This is a genomic window from Brevibacterium zhoupengii (genome assembly GCF_021117425.1).
GTDB lineage: Bacteria > Actinomycetota > Actinomycetes > Actinomycetales > Brevibacteriaceae > Brevibacterium > Brevibacterium zhoupengii.
This window is the reverse complement of the sequence record NZ_CP088298.1, coordinates 1,949,033-1,963,487: the sequence shown is the minus strand read 5'-3', so window position 1 is coordinate 1,963,487 and position 14,455 is coordinate 1,949,033. Positions and strand designations below refer to the sequence as shown.

The 14,455-nt window shown below is 61.9% G+C and carries 15 protein-coding genes; 4 read left to right on the top strand and 11 right to left on the bottom strand.

Annotated features, from left to right (window positions below; all coding sequences use genetic code 11):
* Nucleotides 1-257: 257 nt before the first annotated feature.
* Nucleotides 258-2,177 (bottom strand): LPXTG cell wall anchor domain-containing protein, encoded by a 1,920-nt coding sequence (locus LQ788_RS08910; RefSeq protein WP_231446893.1) that lies wholly within the window; start codon nucleotides 2,175-2,177, stop codon nucleotides 258-260.
* Between the two features lie 245 nt (nucleotides 2,178-2,422).
* Here LQ788_RS08910 and LQ788_RS08905 point away from each other — a divergent pair, with 245 nt between their 5' ends.
* Genes LQ788_RS08905 through LQ788_RS08895 form a run of 3 tightly spaced genes read left to right on the top strand, consistent with a single transcriptional unit; the run spans nucleotide 2,423 to nucleotide 4,368 of the window.
* The gene (locus LQ788_RS08905; RefSeq protein ID WP_231446891.1) at nucleotides 2,423-2,887 is read left to right on the top strand and encodes an META domain-containing protein; all 465 of its coding nucleotides are present in this window, start codon (nucleotides 2,423-2,425) and stop codon (nucleotides 2,885-2,887) included.
* Entirely contained in the window at nucleotides 2,884-3,204 is a 321-nt protein-coding gene (locus tag LQ788_RS08900) for an META domain-containing protein (RefSeq protein WP_114320080.1), read from the top strand. The genes LQ788_RS08905 and LQ788_RS08900 overlap by 4 nt, the downstream gene beginning before the upstream one ends.
* On the top strand, nucleotides 3,205-4,368 hold the full coding sequence (locus tag LQ788_RS08895; RefSeq protein WP_231446889.1) for a DUF808 domain-containing protein: 1,164 nt from the start codon (nucleotides 3,205-3,207) through the stop codon (nucleotides 4,366-4,368). It begins immediately after the preceding gene.
* Between the two features lie 3 nt (nucleotides 4,369-4,371).
* On the opposite strand, the gene LQ788_RS08890 is transcribed toward LQ788_RS08895, so the two are convergent.
* From LQ788_RS08890 to LQ788_RS08855, 8 genes are all read right to left on the bottom strand, one after another.
* Nucleotides 4,372-5,319, bottom strand: coding sequence for an ABC transporter substrate-binding protein (locus LQ788_RS08890; RefSeq protein WP_231446887.1), 948 nt, complete (start codon nucleotides 5,317-5,319; stop codon nucleotides 4,372-4,374).
* A gap of 34 nt (nucleotides 5,320-5,353) precedes the next feature.
* Nucleotides 5,354-6,241, bottom strand: coding sequence for an ABC transporter ATP-binding protein (locus tag LQ788_RS08885; protein WP_231446885.1), 888 nt, complete (start codon nucleotides 6,239-6,241; stop codon nucleotides 5,354-5,356).
* Entirely contained in the window at nucleotides 6,238-7,344 is a 1,107-nt protein-coding gene (locus LQ788_RS08880) for a FecCD family ABC transporter permease (RefSeq protein WP_231446883.1), read from the bottom strand. Before LQ788_RS08880 ends, LQ788_RS08885 begins: the two co-directional genes overlap by 4 nt.
* Nucleotides 7,341-8,408 carry an iron chelate uptake ABC transporter family permease subunit gene (locus tag LQ788_RS08875; protein ID WP_231446881.1) on the bottom strand — a complete coding sequence of 356 codons (1,068 nt, stop codon included), beginning with the start codon at nucleotides 8,406-8,408 and terminating at the stop codon, nucleotides 7,341-7,343. The genes LQ788_RS08880 and LQ788_RS08875 overlap by 4 nt, the downstream gene beginning before the upstream one ends.
* A gap of 85 nt (nucleotides 8,409-8,493) precedes the next feature.
* Nucleotides 8,494-8,982 carry a SufE family protein gene (locus LQ788_RS08870; protein WP_231446879.1) on the bottom strand — a complete coding sequence of 163 codons (489 nt, stop codon included), beginning with the start codon at nucleotides 8,980-8,982 and terminating at the stop codon, nucleotides 8,494-8,496.
* Nucleotides 8,982-9,890 (bottom strand): sulfurtransferase, encoded by a 909-nt coding sequence (locus LQ788_RS08865; RefSeq protein ID WP_231446877.1) that lies wholly within the window; start codon nucleotides 9,888-9,890, stop codon nucleotides 8,982-8,984. The genes LQ788_RS08870 and LQ788_RS08865 overlap by 1 nt, the downstream gene beginning before the upstream one ends.
* 150 nt (nucleotides 9,891-10,040) lie before the next feature.
* Nucleotides 10,041-10,829, bottom strand: coding sequence for an alpha/beta fold hydrolase (locus tag LQ788_RS08860; protein WP_231446875.1), 789 nt, complete (start codon nucleotides 10,827-10,829; stop codon nucleotides 10,041-10,043).
* A gap of 31 nt (nucleotides 10,830-10,860) precedes the next feature.
* The gene (locus tag LQ788_RS08855) at nucleotides 10,861-11,352 is read right to left on the bottom strand and encodes an SRPBCC domain-containing protein (RefSeq protein ID WP_231446873.1); all 492 of its coding nucleotides are present in this window, start codon (nucleotides 11,350-11,352) and stop codon (nucleotides 10,861-10,863) included.
* A 61-nt stretch (nucleotides 11,353-11,413) separates the two neighbouring features.
* On the opposite strand from LQ788_RS08855, the gene LQ788_RS08850 reads away from it, so the two are divergent.
* Entirely contained in the window at nucleotides 11,414-11,872 is a 459-nt protein-coding gene (locus tag LQ788_RS08850; protein WP_231446871.1) for an NUDIX hydrolase, read from the top strand.
* A gap of 28 nt (nucleotides 11,873-11,900) precedes the next feature.
* Here the strand turns inward: LQ788_RS08850 and LQ788_RS08845 are convergent, their stop codons facing one another.
* Together LQ788_RS08845 and LQ788_RS08840 are read right to left on the bottom strand one after the other, a co-directional pair.
* Complete coding sequence (locus LQ788_RS08845) at nucleotides 11,901-12,857, bottom strand: iron-siderophore ABC transporter substrate-binding protein (RefSeq protein WP_231446863.1); 957 nt, start codon at nucleotides 12,855-12,857, stop codon at nucleotides 11,901-11,903.
* Nucleotides 12,858-12,950: 93 nt separating this feature from the next.
* Nucleotides 12,951-14,426 (bottom strand): amino acid permease, encoded by a 1,476-nt coding sequence (locus LQ788_RS08840; protein ID WP_231446861.1) that lies wholly within the window; start codon nucleotides 14,424-14,426, stop codon nucleotides 12,951-12,953.
* Nucleotides 14,427-14,455: the final 29 nt, after the last annotated feature.

Sequence of the window (14,455 nt, the reverse complement as noted above, 5' to 3'; positions counted from 1 at the left end):
TCTTATCAGGAGGTTGCAACATCACAACTTGATGACCTTGGTCACGATAAGGTTACGGGGGACGTACTGCGACTACCAAAAAAGTAACCCCATTCTTGTGAACTAAATGAACGAAACAACAGGGGTCGCTGAATACCGAAGAGTAGCTTCTTGGCTCATCCCAAATCGCCCAAGCATAGACGAGCGCCCCTGGTCCGTAGACCAGGGGCGCTCGCGTGAACTCTCAGACGATCATCAGATGATCGAGTGAGTCATTTTCAGTTCTTCTTGTTCCGACGCATGGTCAGAACGACTGCAGCTCCACCGACAACGAGGAGTCCGGCTCCGGCTGCGAGGCCGGTCAGTTCAGCACCGGTGCGAGGCAGATCGGATCCGCCGTCTCCACCGTCACCATTGCCATCATCGTCATTGTTGCCATCGTCGTTTCCGCCGCCGCCGTTGCCCTCTTCGTCTTCGACAACGTTGAAGGAGCCGGCCAGAGCCTCTTCCTCTTCGGTGTCGTTGGCGCCGGTAACGGTCACGTCGTACTTGCCGAGGTAGACCGACGGGTCAGCCTCGCTGGTTCCGTAGATCGAGAATGCGGCAGCGCCGTTCTCGTTCGCGGTCTCGTCAAGAGTGATGCCTTCAACGTTCTCCGGGCCGGATGCGACCTTGAGAGACACTTTCTCGCCCTCGTCGAAGCCCTTGACCGTCACGGTCACGCCCTTGTCTTCCTTCACGAAGTCAGAAGCGGCAATCTCTTTGGGGTCAACGTTGATCTCGCGCTCGGCAGGAGCAGGAGTCTCGGTCTTTTCCTCTTCAACTGTGACCTGGAATTCGGCAGGCTTGGATTCCTGTCCGTCGACTGTGGCAACAGCGGTGTAGTCGTAGTCGCCTGCAGCCTCAGGACCCTCAACGGTGAAGTTGCCGTCTTCGTCGGCCTTCACTGTTTCTGAACCTTCAGTGGCGGCCTGGGTCTCTGCACCCTGGGTGCCCTTGGCAGGTGCCCAGTCAAGCTTGACCTCGGCGCCAGCAGTCGCCTTGCCCGTGACGTCGCCGTTGGGCTTGATCGTCTGATCCTTGACCTCTGGAGCCGCTGGGGCTTCAGGGGTCTCGTCGCCTGGCTTCTCGAGGTTGAAGTCGACACCGGACTGCTCAAGGGAGTGGTCGAGGTCGGCAACCCAGCCGAACTGGGTGCTTTCGTCCAGCGGTCCGCCACCGGAGATGACACCAACAGCGGTGTCGCCCTGGAACACGGCGCCACCGGAGTCGCCCGGCTGTGAGAAGGGCTTGTCAGTCGATGAGGTCACGCCGAAGCCGTGCACCCAGTATCCGCCGACGTTCGCAAAGTCGAATTTGTCGTTGTACTCGGTGTAGACGTCGCCCTCGGTCAGGCCAGTGGTGCGGCCGGACTTCTGAACGGTGCCGTTTTCGTGTGCACCGACCTTGGTGATGTCGGTCTCCAGGCTCGTGGACAGGTCGTTCGAGTCTGCGCTGGTCCAGTCGGTGACACCGTTCTTGGCCGCGTACTTCGACTCGTCGACGTTGATCACGGCGAAGTCGATGTCGCTGTCTTTGGCAGTCGACGGATCTTCCGAACCGTCCAGGAGGTCACCACTGCCGTAGCTGTGGAAGCCCCATTCGCCGAGAACTCCGTTGCCGGAAGCCTTGAATCCTTCTCCGCCGTTCGCGGGAGCAGACTTGGGCTCTTCGGTCTCGTTGACCGTGGTGTCTCCGGTGATGTCACCGTTCTCTTCGATGATCTTCGAGCAGTGGCCAGCAGTCAGGATGACAGGCTTTCCGTCTCCGTCCCAACCTGAGAAACCGGTCGAGCAGGCGCCCGCGCCAGCACCAGCGTCGGCGAGGTAGCCTGCGCCGCCGACGACGTCAGTCTCGGCATAACGCTTGAGTTCCTTAACACCGACAGTGACGTCGATGTTGGTGAACTTCTTTTCAAGATCTTTGACCTCGGCGGTCTTCTTCTCGACACCGATGTTGAGCTTTCCGCCCTTAGCACCGTAGGCGTTGACGCCATCGACATCGGACAGTGCCTTCTGCACCTGTGCATCGCTCTGCACGTCGAGCTTCTGCGGACCGGCGTCAGCGGCCATGGCTGGGGATGCGACGAACGCACTGCCGAGACCGAGCGCCGCTGCGGCGGTCAGTGCCAGCGAACTCTGAACGAGTTTCTTCTGCATACTCTTGGGTTCCCTTGATCGTAATCACTGTTGCAATTGTCTGTGTACTCTTCGTCCCGCACCTGAACAACTGTGCGGATGCTTCTGAGAACAGTCTTTCAACCACATGAAAGGTTACGGTTTGGCAACGATGGGAAGCAACCACAATGCGTGTTGCTCGTGAACACAACTTACAAAAGCTGAATTGGCAGGCAATCTTCCGAGTTCTCCATGGAGCTGTCAATGCTGGCCGTTATGATCGGTGCATGCTCAACCTCACTGCAAACAGACCTTCCGCAACGTTCAAACGTGCCCTGGGAGTCGCCGTCCTTGGTCTCGTCCTGCCCCTTGCCGCGTGCGGGCCAGGTTCCGAACCCAGCGGGCCGACCAGCTCCGCCCCCACAGAAACCAACACTCCGTCAGACTCGGCAGACTCCTCTGCTCTTGATCCGACCGGCAAATGGACTTCCCCTGAAGCCGGAGAGCCCTACCTTGAGTTCTCTGAGGACGGTCATGTCGAGGGAACCGACGGCTGCAATGCGATCAAGACAACGTGGGAGGTCGACGGTGACAAGGTCATCATCACACCGTTCACTTCGACTCAGAAGGCCTGCGCCGGCGTCGACACGTGGTTGTCAGGTGCCGTCTCTGCGACGATCGAAGGCAACGTCATGAAGGTCATGGACGGCAAAGGCAAGGTCATCGGCGGTCTGGAAAAGGAGGAGAAATGAGCAATTCAGTCAACGGCAAGTGGGTCAGCTCCAAGGACGGGTCCTCAGCGTTCCTCAAGTTTGACGAGGACGGAACGCTGACCGGCAGCGATGGCGGAAACCGAATCTCGACCACCTGGGGACCGGAGGGTTCGGGAGCGGTCATCAAACCCTTCGCCACCACCCAGCGCGCCGTCATGGGCATGGAGCCTTGGGTGGGCCGAGTTCACCGTGTTGAGGCCGACGGTGACGTACTCACCGTCCTCGACCATGGCGGCAACCACCTCGGCGAGTTGGCCAAAGACACCGGTTCGAACGAACCCGACGAAGGACGATAGATGGCCGGCGGACTGTTTGCGCTCCTCGATGACGTCGCTGCGCTCGTGAAACTCTCTGCGGCGAGCCTCGACGACGTTGCCGCCGGAGCCTCACGAGCGAGCATCAAGGCCGCGGGAGTCGTCGTCGATGATGCTGCGGTCACGCCGAAGTTCGTCGAAGGCGTCGATCCGAAGCGAGAGCTGCCGATCATCAAGCGCATCGCTCTCGGCTCTCTGGTCAACAAGATCCTCATCATCTTGCCCATCATCCTCCTGCTCAGTCAGTTCCTCCCCTGGTTGCTGACTCCGCTCCTCATGGTGGGCGGCACCTACCTGTGTTTCGAAGGCGCAGAGAAGATCTTCGAGAAGCTCGGGTGGATCAAACATCACGAAGAGCCGAAGATGAAATCCAAGCACGGCAAGAAGGACGATGGCGACGCGGAGAAGAAGATCGTCCGCTCCGCCATCACCACGGATTTCGTCCTCAGCTGCGAGATCATGGTCATCGCACTCAATGAGGTAGCCGATGAGTCGCTGCTCTCACGTGCCATCATCCTCGTCGTCGTCGCCTTGGGCATTACAGTCGGCGTCTACGGCACAGTCGGCCTCATCGTGAAGATGGACGACATCGGCCTGCACATGGCAAAGAAAGACGAGCCGGGCACCCAGAAGTTCGGCCGCTTCCTCGTCAAAGCGATGCCCAAACTTCTTGCTGGTCTCTCGGTCATCGGCACGTTTGCCATGCTCTGGGTCGGTGGACACATCATCCTCGTGGGTACCGACGAACTCGGATTCCACGCCCTTTATGACTTCGTCCACCATCTCGAGGAGCCCGTGGCTGCGATCGCCGGAGTCGGCGGCTTCCTCGGCTGGCTGGTCAACACCTTCTTCTCGCTCATCCTCGGCGCCATCTGGGGCGGAATCGTGGCTGGTATCGCCATCGGCTTCACTGCTCTGCTGAAGTCGGGGAACAAGGACGACAAGGACACCACCGGTCAGACGAACGAGGAGTCGCCCGCGGAGAAGCCGCACGCCGAGAGAGATGCTGCCGGAGCCGCTGCGGATGCGTCCTCAATCGCGGACGCCCCTTCTTCTGCAGATCACGGCGCAGGAACTGCAGAACACGGCGCGGGACCTAAGCCGAACTACGCCCCGAATCAGGGCAAGGACTCGTCGGGAAGCTGAGTATTACTTCTTCAACACGTCTTCGATGCCGCTGTCGTTGATGAGCCAGTCAAGGCTGGCAGGACTCGCTCCGTTGATCGCGGTCGTGAAGTCGGCGTCGACGAATTTCGCGGTCCCGTTCTTCACCGCGGGCAGGGAGTCGTAGCTGGGATTGTCCTCAACCGTGGACTTTGCGTCCTCATCCATTGCCCAGATGAAGAGGTAGTCGGCGTCGAGTTGGTTGAACTCTTCCGCTGAGAGTGTGAACCTATTGACCTTTTCCGGAGTCTGGTGCTGGCCCGGCTTCAGACCGAGGAGTTCAAGAGGTGCCGCGTTTCCGAAGTAGATGCCATCGGACCTCGGTGAGATGACCTGATAGGTCTTCCCCTCCACCTCGAGTTCCTCCCCCAGCGACTTCATGGATTCCTTGGTCGCGGCGATGGCCTCTTCGACCTCGTCCTTCTTACCCAACGCCTCACCGACGACCTGAGCACTGACATCCCAGTCGGGATTGGTCGACTCCGACTTCGGCACCACGACTGGGGCTATGTCCGAAAGTTGTTCGTAGACGGCCTCATCCGTGACATTCCAGGGGGCCGCAAAGATGACGTCAGGCTCATAGGAGGCAACCTTCTCAACGTCGACCTCATAGCTGTCACTGACCAATGAGTCGTCTGCGACATCGTCGAGAACTCCCTGTTGCCATGCGTTGAGCTCATCTGGGCTGGTGGCGACGGCCACTGGTGTGGTGCCCAATTGCGCGGAAACATCCGCCGCCGGCGTATTGAGAGCGACCACGTTCTCCGGGTTCGCCGGAACTTCGACCGTCCCTTTGAGCGTATCGACGCTCACCGACTCACCCGTTCCGGCCTCGTCGTCTCCGGAGGAACTGATGGGTGAGGCACTCGAACAGCCGCTGAGGGTCATTGCCCCTGCGGTGAGAGCGACAACGACGATGTTGATTCTCTTCATGATGCGCCTTCGGTCAGTCAGACGGTGTTGAGGGTCAGCGTTCGGCGAAGGTCTTCTTCGGCTTGCCGGGAACGATCATTGGTGCACCGGTGACGGGGTCGTCGATGATGGTGCAGTCGATGCCGAAGACTTGGCGCACCAACTCTGATGTGATGATCTTTGCTGGTGGGCCCTGGGCGACTATTGCGCCGTTCTTCATCGCGATGATTTCATCGGCGTAGCGGCAGGCCTGGTTGAGATCGTGGAGGACGGCGACGAAGGTGTGGCCGTGTTCGTGATTGAGCTGTGCGAATAGATCGAGCAGGTCGATCTGGAAGGCAAGGTCTAAGAACGTAGTGGGTTCGTCGAGCAGCATCAGCGGCGTTTCCTGTGCGAGGACCATCGCCACCCAGACCCGTTGCCGCTGACCGCCGGAGAGTTCGTCGACCTGGCGACCCGAGAGCTCTTCGGTGTTCGTTGCCCGCAGTGCTGAGAGCACGGCAACTTCGTCCTGGTCTGTCCATTGTTTGAGGAACGACTGGTGTGGGTGGCGCCCGCGAGCCACGAGCTCGGCCACGGTGATGCCGTCTGGGGCGATCGACGTCTGTGGGAGCAATCCCAGTCGCTTGGCGATCTGCTTCGTCTTCAGCTTAGCGATATTGCCGCCGTCGAGGAGAACCGTGCCCTTCGCCGGAGTCATCAGCCTGGCCAGTGCCCGCAACAGCGTCGACTTGCCGCAGGCGTTGGGGCCGACGATGACGGTGAACTTGCCAGGAGCGATCTCGACGTCCAGGTCGGTGATGACCTGGCGATGGTCATAGGCCAGGTCGAGATGCTGGGCCGCCAACGGCGTTGCCGTCGACGTCGTCCCAGCAGACGTGCCTGCTTTGCCGGACGTGCCAGCCGTGTCAGTGTGGTCAGTCGTATCGGATGAGATGCTCATTGTGCCTTCCGAGCTTCTTGGATGAGGAGCCAGATCAGGTAGATGCCGCCGATGCACACGGTGACGACTCCGACGGGAAGTTGGGTCTCGCCCAGAGCATGCTGAGCGATGAGGTCCGCGCCGACGAGCAGGAGCGCTCCGACGGCTGCAGCCGACAGCAGGCTGGTGCCCTGGGACTTTGCGATCCTGCGTCCGATCTGTGGGGCGGCAAGGGCGACGAAGGCGATCGGTCCGGCGGCGGCCGTGACCACGGCGACAAGCGCCACGGCCACGAGAATGAGGCCCGCCCGCACGGGTTCGTTGCGTACCCCTAGCGCCTTAGCGGTGTCGTCGCCGAGTTCAAGAGTGCCCAGCCCCCGGGAGAAGAGACCGCATCCCAGCCCCAGGAGCACCGTGCCGATGGCGGCTGGCAGCAGAGTCGACCAGCCCATGCCGTTGAGTGTTCCGGCTCCCCAGGTAGCTGCCGCCATCGCGAGGTCGAGGTCGGCGCGCATGATCAGCCACGTGTTGAAGGCGTTGAGCATTGCGGTCAGGGCGATGCCGACGATGATGAGGCGGAAACCTTGGACGCCGCCCTTCCACGTCAGAAGGTAGACCACGATGGCGGTGAGGAGGCCGCCGATGATCGCACCGAAGGCTGTGGAGACGAAGCTGGAGCCGAAGACGATGATGGTGACGATTCCACCGGTGTAGGCCCCGGTGGAGAAGCCGATGATGTCGGGGCTGCCCAGGGGGTTGCGGGTCAGTGATTGGAAGACTGCACCCGAGATGCCCAGGCCGGCTCCGAGCACGATTCCGGCGATGATGCGTGGTGCCCGCCATTCGCCGACGACGGTGTTGACGATGCGTTTGTCGGCCTGGCCGAACAGCCCTTGGAAGACCTCGCCGGGGGTGAGTGAGAACTCTCCGAGGAGCAGTCCCACGAACCCGCAGCCCAGCGCCAGCAGCGTGATGATGGCGCTGGTGACGACGACGCGCAGATCGATGCGGAAGCCGAAGGCCCGCAGCATCGGCCGGCCGAAATTAACCTGCTCCCCCGGCAGGACCCGTTGGCCGGGAACGAACTCGGTGGCGTCTCCGATAGGTGAGTTCGACGATTTCACAGTCCGCTCGCCTTCTTTCTGCGAACGAGGGCGATGAGCACCGGCGCACCGACGAAGGCGGTCACGACTCCGACCTGGAGTTCACCCGGCTTCATCACAACCCGTCCGAGCACATCGGAGACGAGAAGCAGAATGGGCGAGAGGATGACGGAGTAGCTTAAGATCCATCTCTGATCGGGTCCGACGATCCAGCGGGCGATATGGGGAATCATCAGTCCGATGAATCCGATCGGCCCGGCCGCAGCGGTGGCACCGCCGGCAAGGAGGGTGACCGCGAGGATAGTGATGATACGGGTCCGGTTGACCGAAGTGCCCAGGCTGGCGGCCAGATCGTCGCCGAGCGCCACCGCGTTGAGGGAGTGAGCCAAGAAGAGGGCGAGGACGATGCCGCCGATGATGAATGGTGCCACAGCGTAGACCGTGTCGAAACCGCGACCGGCGATGGCTCCGACGTCCCAAGCGCGGAAGGCGTCGAAGGCTCTTTCATTCGTCAGCAGCACGCCTTTGGTCAGTCCGGTCAGCACTGCGGCCACGGCGACTCCGGCCAAGGTCAGTCGAATCGGGTCGACACTGTGGTTTCGGCCGGAGGACCCGATGATATACACGCCTGTCGTGGCGACGAGGGCACCGAGGAAGGCGAACCAGATATAGCCGTTGATCGAGGTGATTCCGAAGAACCCGATGCCGATGGCCACAGCGAACGAGGCTCCCGCGTTGACGCCGAGGATGCCTGGGTCGGCCAGCGGGTTGCGGGTTAGCGCCTGGATGAGTCCGCCTGCCAGCCCCAGACCCATGCCGACGAGTATGCCCAGCACAGTCCGCGGGAAGCGCAGTTCGAGCACGACCAACTGGTCATCACTTCCACTGGGATCGAAGAATGCGCCGAGGACTTCAGATACCGGCATGTCTCGGGTGCCGATGGCCAGTGAGGCCAACACCACGAGAACCAAGACGATGATTGCGATGACGAGCCCGAGGGTGCGTCTGACCTTCAGCGCCCGTGTCGCCTTCTGTCCGATGACTTCAGAGGGCTTCGCCGAGGCTGTGATGGCGAGACCGGTCATCGGAGGGTTCCTTAGTATCGACTAATTAAGGGCAGGCTAACCACAATCTAGTCGATAATATCGGCTCATCCAAACGATTTCCCGATCACTGACCTGTGATCTTGCCGATCCTTTCGGACGTCTGCCGCTGAATCCGGGAGAGCATTCCGCTCATCCCCCGCAGCCGCAGCGGGCTCACGAGATCCGTCATCGACAGACGCAGCGGCAGGTCAGACGGGATGGACAGGACCACCTCGGCGGTCTGTCCGTTGAGTCCTTCGTGCAGGATCCCGGCGAAACCACGGGTCGTCGGCGCCTCTGGGGGCGCGGAGAAATGCAGCTTCACGATCGCGGCATCTCCCTGCTCGGGATTCTCCACCTCGGTGACGAGGAAGATCGGAGACTGGCATTCGGGCACCGGCTCGAGCAGTTCGGGATGCTCACTGTAGCGCGGCGGCAGCTCGGGCAGCTCAGAGGCGAGCTCAAGCAGAAGCTGCAGTCGGTCGCTGGAAGCGGTCTCGGCGAAGTCGGTGACGATCTCGGCCAGGCTCTCCGGCAGGTCCGAGGTCTCTGGGATGTCTGTAGCTGCGCTCATCAGCGGTTGGGAACCTCCCCGGCCTCTGAACCGGTCACGATGGGAACGCCGACGACGTTGCCCCACTCGGTCCAGGACCCGTCGTAGTTGCGGACGTTCGTGTAGCCGAGCAGGTGCTGGAGAACGAACCAGGTGTGGCTGGAGCGTTCGCCGATGCGGCAGTAGGCGATGACCTCGTCGGCGGTGCCGAGTCCGGCTTCATCTGTATAGATGGCCTTGAGCTCCGCTGCCGATTTGAAGGTGCCGTCCTCGTTTGCGGCCTTGGCCCAGGGCACCGAGGCAGCGGTGGGAATATGTCCACCGCGCAGTGCGCCCTCTTCCGGGTAGGCAGGCATATGGGTGCGTTCGCCGGTGTATTCCTCGGGGCTGCGCACATCGATGAGGGGACGCGTGCCGATGCTGTCCTTGACCACTGGCAGGAATGCCCGCAGGCTCGCGTCGTCACGGTCGATGACCGGGTATTCGGTCGGCTCCGGGCGTGGCTTGTCCGTGGTCAGCTCACGGCTTTCGGCCTGCCATTTGGCACGGCCGCCGTCCATGAGGCGGACGTCTTCGTGGCCGAACAGGGAGAAGACCCACAGCGCGTAGGCGGCCCACCAGTTGGATTTGTCGCCGTAGAAGACGATGGTGTCCTCGCGGGAGATGCCCTTGGCGGACATGAGGGCGGCGAATCCTTCGCCGTCGACGTAGTCGCGGGTCACCCTGTCATTGAGTTCGGTGTGCCAGTCGACCTTCACCGCGCCGGGGATGTGTCCGGTCTCGTAGAGGAGGACGTCCTCGTCGCTTTCGACGATGACCAGTCCGGGTTCACCGGCATGTTCAGCCACCCATTCGGTGCTGACCAGGCGGGATCCGTCTGCGTATTCGGCGAATTTGGCCGTGGTATCGGCCGGGATCGCTGTGCTCACTCGTTCCTCCTCATAAGAGTTGTGATGGTGTGGCTCTTCGGGCCTCTGTGCGGGTCAACGCCACCACCCACCAGCATATTCCTCCACAGGGATGTCCCGAACCAGGGGTGCCGCAGGTGAGATGCCGGTGTCGCAGTCGACCCTTGGAGGCTAATCGCGTGAGAAGAATGTCTGCAGGGCGGAAATGACCGTCTTCGGCTTCTCCGAGTGGACCCAGTGCCCTGAGCCCTTGACGGTGAGCAGTGTGGCTCTGGGAAAGAAGGAGCGCATGAGCGGCAGATCCACACGGGAGACATAGTCAGAATTTTCGCCCGCGATCCAGAGGACGGGACCGTCGAAGCTCGCCTCCCCCATGTCGGGGAAATCTCCGATGGCCGGCAGGCTCTCGTGGAGCAGGGTGAGGTTGGGCTGCCAGGCATACCCCGCCGAGGTGGTGCGCAGGTTCTGGAGTAGAAATCCCCTGATCGTGTCTTCCGGGATCTTCGCCTGCAGCGTCTCGTTCGCGCCGGAGCGTGATTCGATCTGGTCGAGATCGAGTTCGGCCAGGCTGGAGAGCAGGTGCTCGAAGACTCCGAGGGATCCGCCAGCGGTGGGTGCGATGTCGACCACGACGAGTCGGTCGATGAGCTCTGGGTGGCGCAGGGCCAGGACCATGGCGACCTTGCCTCCGAGGGAATGTCCGACCAGGTGCACGGGCAGATCATCGGGTGCGGTTACCTCGGCGATCATGGCGGCCACGGAGTCGGCCATGTCCACATAGCTGAAGTCCTCGGTCCAATCCGAGTCGCCGTGGTTGGGCAGGTCGACGAGCAGACTCGAGTAGTCGGGCTCGAGTGCTTTGGCAATCGACGTGAAATTCTTGCCGCGGCCGAAGAGTCCGTGGAGGAAGACGATGCGCTTACCGGTGCTGCCGATGAGTTTGCTGGCGATATCAGTCACCCCACCAGCCTACCTGGGCCCTCTCACCGGGTCATTTGTCGGTGACCGCCTGTTCAAGGGCCTGCAGTGACCGGTCGAGATATTCGGGGCTGACGACGGGGAATCCGCCGAACGCTTCGCGGATCTCCTGCGTCGTGCGTGACCAGTCATAGGTCAGGGCCACCTCGGTGCCGGACTCGGTCTCGTCGAGGTCGTAGCGCCACCGCCAGCCTCCGGGTTCGACGTGTCCGCTATCATCGGCTTGGCCTGGATCCCAGGCGATTGCGTGATCGGGTTCGAAGGTGGTCACCGTGTTGTCTATTCGGTAGTCACCGTCCTCGTCATCGAAGTGCATGTTCATGGAGAAGATCTGTCCGGTGGCCGTGATCGGCTGCGCATCAATGGCTCCCCGCACCCAGTCCGTGGGTTCGGTGTCACGGTGCCGGGTCGGGTCGGCCAACACCGCGAAGATCGCAGCGGAGGAGGCGTCGATCGTGCGTGTGCGGACGATGTGCTCGTTGGGGTACTTCGCTGCTTCGGCCATGTGACCAGCCTATTCACCCGCCTTCGGCTTGGGAAGTGATACCCACAGGTAGGGTGAGTCCATGCACTTCTCCGAATACGACACACGACTGGCCGGTTATGCGGTGATCGTCAACGACGACCGAGAAATCCTGCTCAGCTGGTTCAACGGCGGCAATGAACCGGCCCACGCGCTGTGGACCCTTCCCGGCGGCGGGATCGAATTCCACGAGAACATTGAGACCGGGACGATTCGTGAGATCAAGGAGGAGACGGGCTTCGATGCCGAGCTGGTGCGTCCATTGACGACGCACACCTTCACGGAGAACCGGAGCAGCTCGTCACGCCGCAGGACGGTCTCACGACCTTTCAAGGGAGTTCGCGTCGTCTATGAGGCTCGGATCATCGGCGGGACTCTGGGGACTCTTGAGGTCGATGGGACCACAGATAGGGCCGAATGGCTGGCTCTGGATTCGCTCGCAGAAGTGCGCCACGCCCGAATCATCGACATCGGAGTGGATGCGTGGCGCACTGCCGTCTGAGCTCCTCGGCTATTTCTGAGCTCCTCGGCTATTTGAGTTTATCGGCCAGAAGCCCCGGCATCTTCTCCGCGGCGAAGGACGCGGAGAGCACCGAGTTGAGTGAGAAAGCCTGGCGGACATCGTTGAGGTCCTCGGTCAGCACGAGACTCCGACCATCTTCGACCGCCGGGATGCGCTTGAAGGCAGCATCCTTGGTCACCTCGGTGTCGGGGATGTAGATCGGAAACGCCACGAGCAGGTCAGCGTCGAGATCGTCGAGCTTCTCCTCGGACACGGTGGCGGTGAAGCCTTCCGGTTTAAGTGCCGCGACCTTTTCCGACTGTTTGAATCCGAGCTTTTCCATAAACTGCACGCGCTCAGACCCTTCGACATAGGCGCCCCAGCCCTCCGAGGTCTTCGCGGCCACGCTCACGGATTTCCCGTCGAACTCCGGATGGGCCTTGCGAGCGGCTTCGTACTTCTCATCGAGCTCTCCGAGAATCTTCTTGCCTTCGTCTTCCTTACCCAGAGCCTGGGAGACGAGGTCGACCTGCTGGTCCATCGTGGTCAGGTAGTTGTCGCCGCCTTCGGGTGCTCCCACGGTCGGTGCGATCTCCGAGAGTCGGTCGTAGCGTTCCTGTTCACCAGAACTCTTGGTGTCGAGGATGAGGTCGGGCTCAAGGGCCGCGATCTTCTCGAAGTCGGGTTCCATCGTGGCGATGATCTCCGGTGCCTGGTCGTAGAGGTCCTCGGCCCAGGGGCCCACCCCCTTGCCGCCGAATTCCACCCAGTCGGAGGCACCGATCGGCTGCACGCCGAGGGCCAGCGCGGTCTCCGCGTCACCCCACCCCAAGGCCACGACCTTCTTCGGGTCCTTCGGAACCTCGACGGAACCGAATTTGGTGTCGATGCTGATGCCCGAGGCCGCTTCCTCTTCACCACCGCCGCCACCACAGGCAGCGAGCAGGAGAACGGAGGCGAGTACGGGAGCGAGAATTCGGCGCATGAGATCCTTCTTGAGTAGTTAGGCGAGCCTAGCTTAACCCATGAGCGGGCTCGCGGCGACTGCCTGCATTCGCCTATCGACCCCTGGCTCCATTTAAGGTTTGATCTCGAGTCCTTCGACGTCCATCTCATTGAGGGGCACGGTGCGGGAGCGGCGGCCGGTGACCAGGCGGTGGATGAGCCAGAGCAGCAGGAACGCCGGCAGTCCGATGTAGGCCGAGGCGACCTCGAGGACACGTCCGTTGACGATGGCTTCGACGTTCTGGCCGATGATGACGATGACCAACATGACGAGCGCGATGATCGGGCCGATTGGGAACAGCGGGGCTCGATACGGCAGGTCTGCGATGTCGTGTCCCTGCTTGACGTAGGCCCGCCGGAAGCGGAAGTGACACCACGCAATGCCGACCCAGACGATGAACCCGGAGAGCCCGGAGACGTTGATCAGCCAGGTGTAGGCCTCGCCGTCGCCCATCACTTCGGAGAGGAAGCCGAAGAGTCCGATGACGGCGGTGGCCAGCAGCGCCATGACGGGGACGCCGCGTTCGTTCAGGCGGGCGAACAGTCGCGGAGCGGTTCCCTCTTTGGCCATCGCGTAGAGCATGCGGGTGGAAGCGTAGAGGCCTGAGTTTCCGGCGGAGAGGATCGCGGTGAGGATGACGGCGTTCATCACCGATGCGGCCACCGCGATTCCGGCGCGTTCGAAGACGAGGGTGAAGGGTGAGGCGGTGACGTCCTCATTGTTCGCCGAGGCCAGCAGCGAGGGGTCGGAGTAGGGCAGGAGGAAGCCGATGATGACGATGGCGCCGATGTAGAAGAGCATGATGCGCCAGAACACGGTGCGGATGGCCCGGGGCATGTCGCGGCGCGGGTTGGCCGACTCGCCGGCGGTGACGCCGACGAGTTCCGTGCCTTGGAAGGAGAAGCCGGCGATCATGAACACGCTGATGATCGAGACCCAGCCGCCCACAAACGGCGCCTCGCCTCTCGTCCAGTTGCTCATGCCCGGCGATTCGCCGCCGATGATGCCGGCGATCATGAGCACGCCGAGGACGAGGAACGCAAGGACAGCGGTGACCTTGATGGCGGCGAACCAGAATTCGCCCTCGCCGAAGGCCTTAGCCGAGAGGAAGTTCAGTCCGGTGAGCAGGGCGAGGAAGATCGCCGCCCACACCCAGGAGGGGACATCGGGCAGCCAGAAGGACATGATGACCCCGGCGGCGACGAGTTCAGCCGCCAGCGTGATCGCCCAGTTGAACCAGTAGTTCCAGCCCATGGCGAAGCCGAACGAGGGGCTGACGTACTTCGATCCGTAGGTGTGGAAGGAGCCGGCGACCGGCAGGTGGGTCGACATCTCCCCCAGCGACTGCATGACGAAGAGGACCATGATGCCGATGACGGCATAGGCCAAGAGCGCACCGCCGGGTCCGGCCTGCGAGATCGTGCCGCCTGAACCGAGGAAGAGACCGGTGCCGATGGCACCTCCGATGGCGATCATCTGCAGGTGGCGTGATTTCAGTCCCCGTTTGAGTTCGCGACTCTCCCCCGCCGAGGTGGCTGTTTCGTTCATCGTGTTCCTTGACTGTCGTACCGGCGGGA

What these genes read in the sequence shown, in the direction of transcription:
- LQ788_RS08890 (WP_231446887.1), bottom strand. Translation starts at nt 5,319, where the DNA reads ATGAAGAGAATCAACATCGTCGTTGTCGCTCTCACCGCAGGGGCAATG.
- LQ788_RS08910 (WP_231446893.1), bottom strand. Translation starts at nt 2,177, where the DNA reads ATGCAGAAGAAACTCGTTCAGAGTTCGCTGGCACTGACCGCCGCAGCG.
- LQ788_RS08850 (WP_231446871.1), top strand. Translation starts at nt 11,414, where the DNA reads ATGCACTTCTCCGAATACGACACACGACTGGCCGGTTATGCGGTGATC.
- LQ788_RS08875 (WP_231446881.1), bottom strand. Translation starts at nt 8,408, where the DNA reads ATGACCGGTCTCGCCATCACAGCCTCGGCGAAGCCCTCTGAAGTCATC.
- LQ788_RS08900 (WP_114320080.1), top strand. Translation starts at nt 2,884, where the DNA reads ATGAGCAATTCAGTCAACGGCAAGTGGGTCAGCTCCAAGGACGGGTCC.
- LQ788_RS08885 (WP_231446885.1), bottom strand. Translation starts at nt 6,241, where the DNA reads ATGAGCATCTCATCCGATACGACTGACCACACTGACACGGCTGGCACG.
- LQ788_RS08855 (WP_231446873.1), bottom strand. Translation starts at nt 11,352, where the DNA reads ATGGCCGAAGCAGCGAAGTACCCCAACGAGCACATCGTCCGCACACGC.
- LQ788_RS08840 (WP_231446861.1), bottom strand. Translation starts at nt 14,426, where the DNA reads ATGAACGAAACAGCCACCTCGGCGGGGGAGAGTCGCGAACTCAAACGG.
- LQ788_RS08845 (WP_231446863.1), bottom strand. Translation starts at nt 12,857, where the DNA reads ATGCGCCGAATTCTCGCTCCCGTACTCGCCTCCGTTCTCCTGCTCGCT.
- LQ788_RS08870 (WP_231446879.1), bottom strand. Translation starts at nt 8,982, where the DNA reads ATGAGCGCAGCTACAGACATCCCAGAGACCTCGGACCTGCCGGAGAGC.
- LQ788_RS08905 (WP_231446891.1), top strand. Translation starts at nt 2,423, where the DNA reads ATGCTCAACCTCACTGCAAACAGACCTTCCGCAACGTTCAAACGTGCC.
- LQ788_RS08895 (WP_231446889.1), top strand. Translation starts at nt 3,205, where the DNA reads ATGGCCGGCGGACTGTTTGCGCTCCTCGATGACGTCGCTGCGCTCGTG.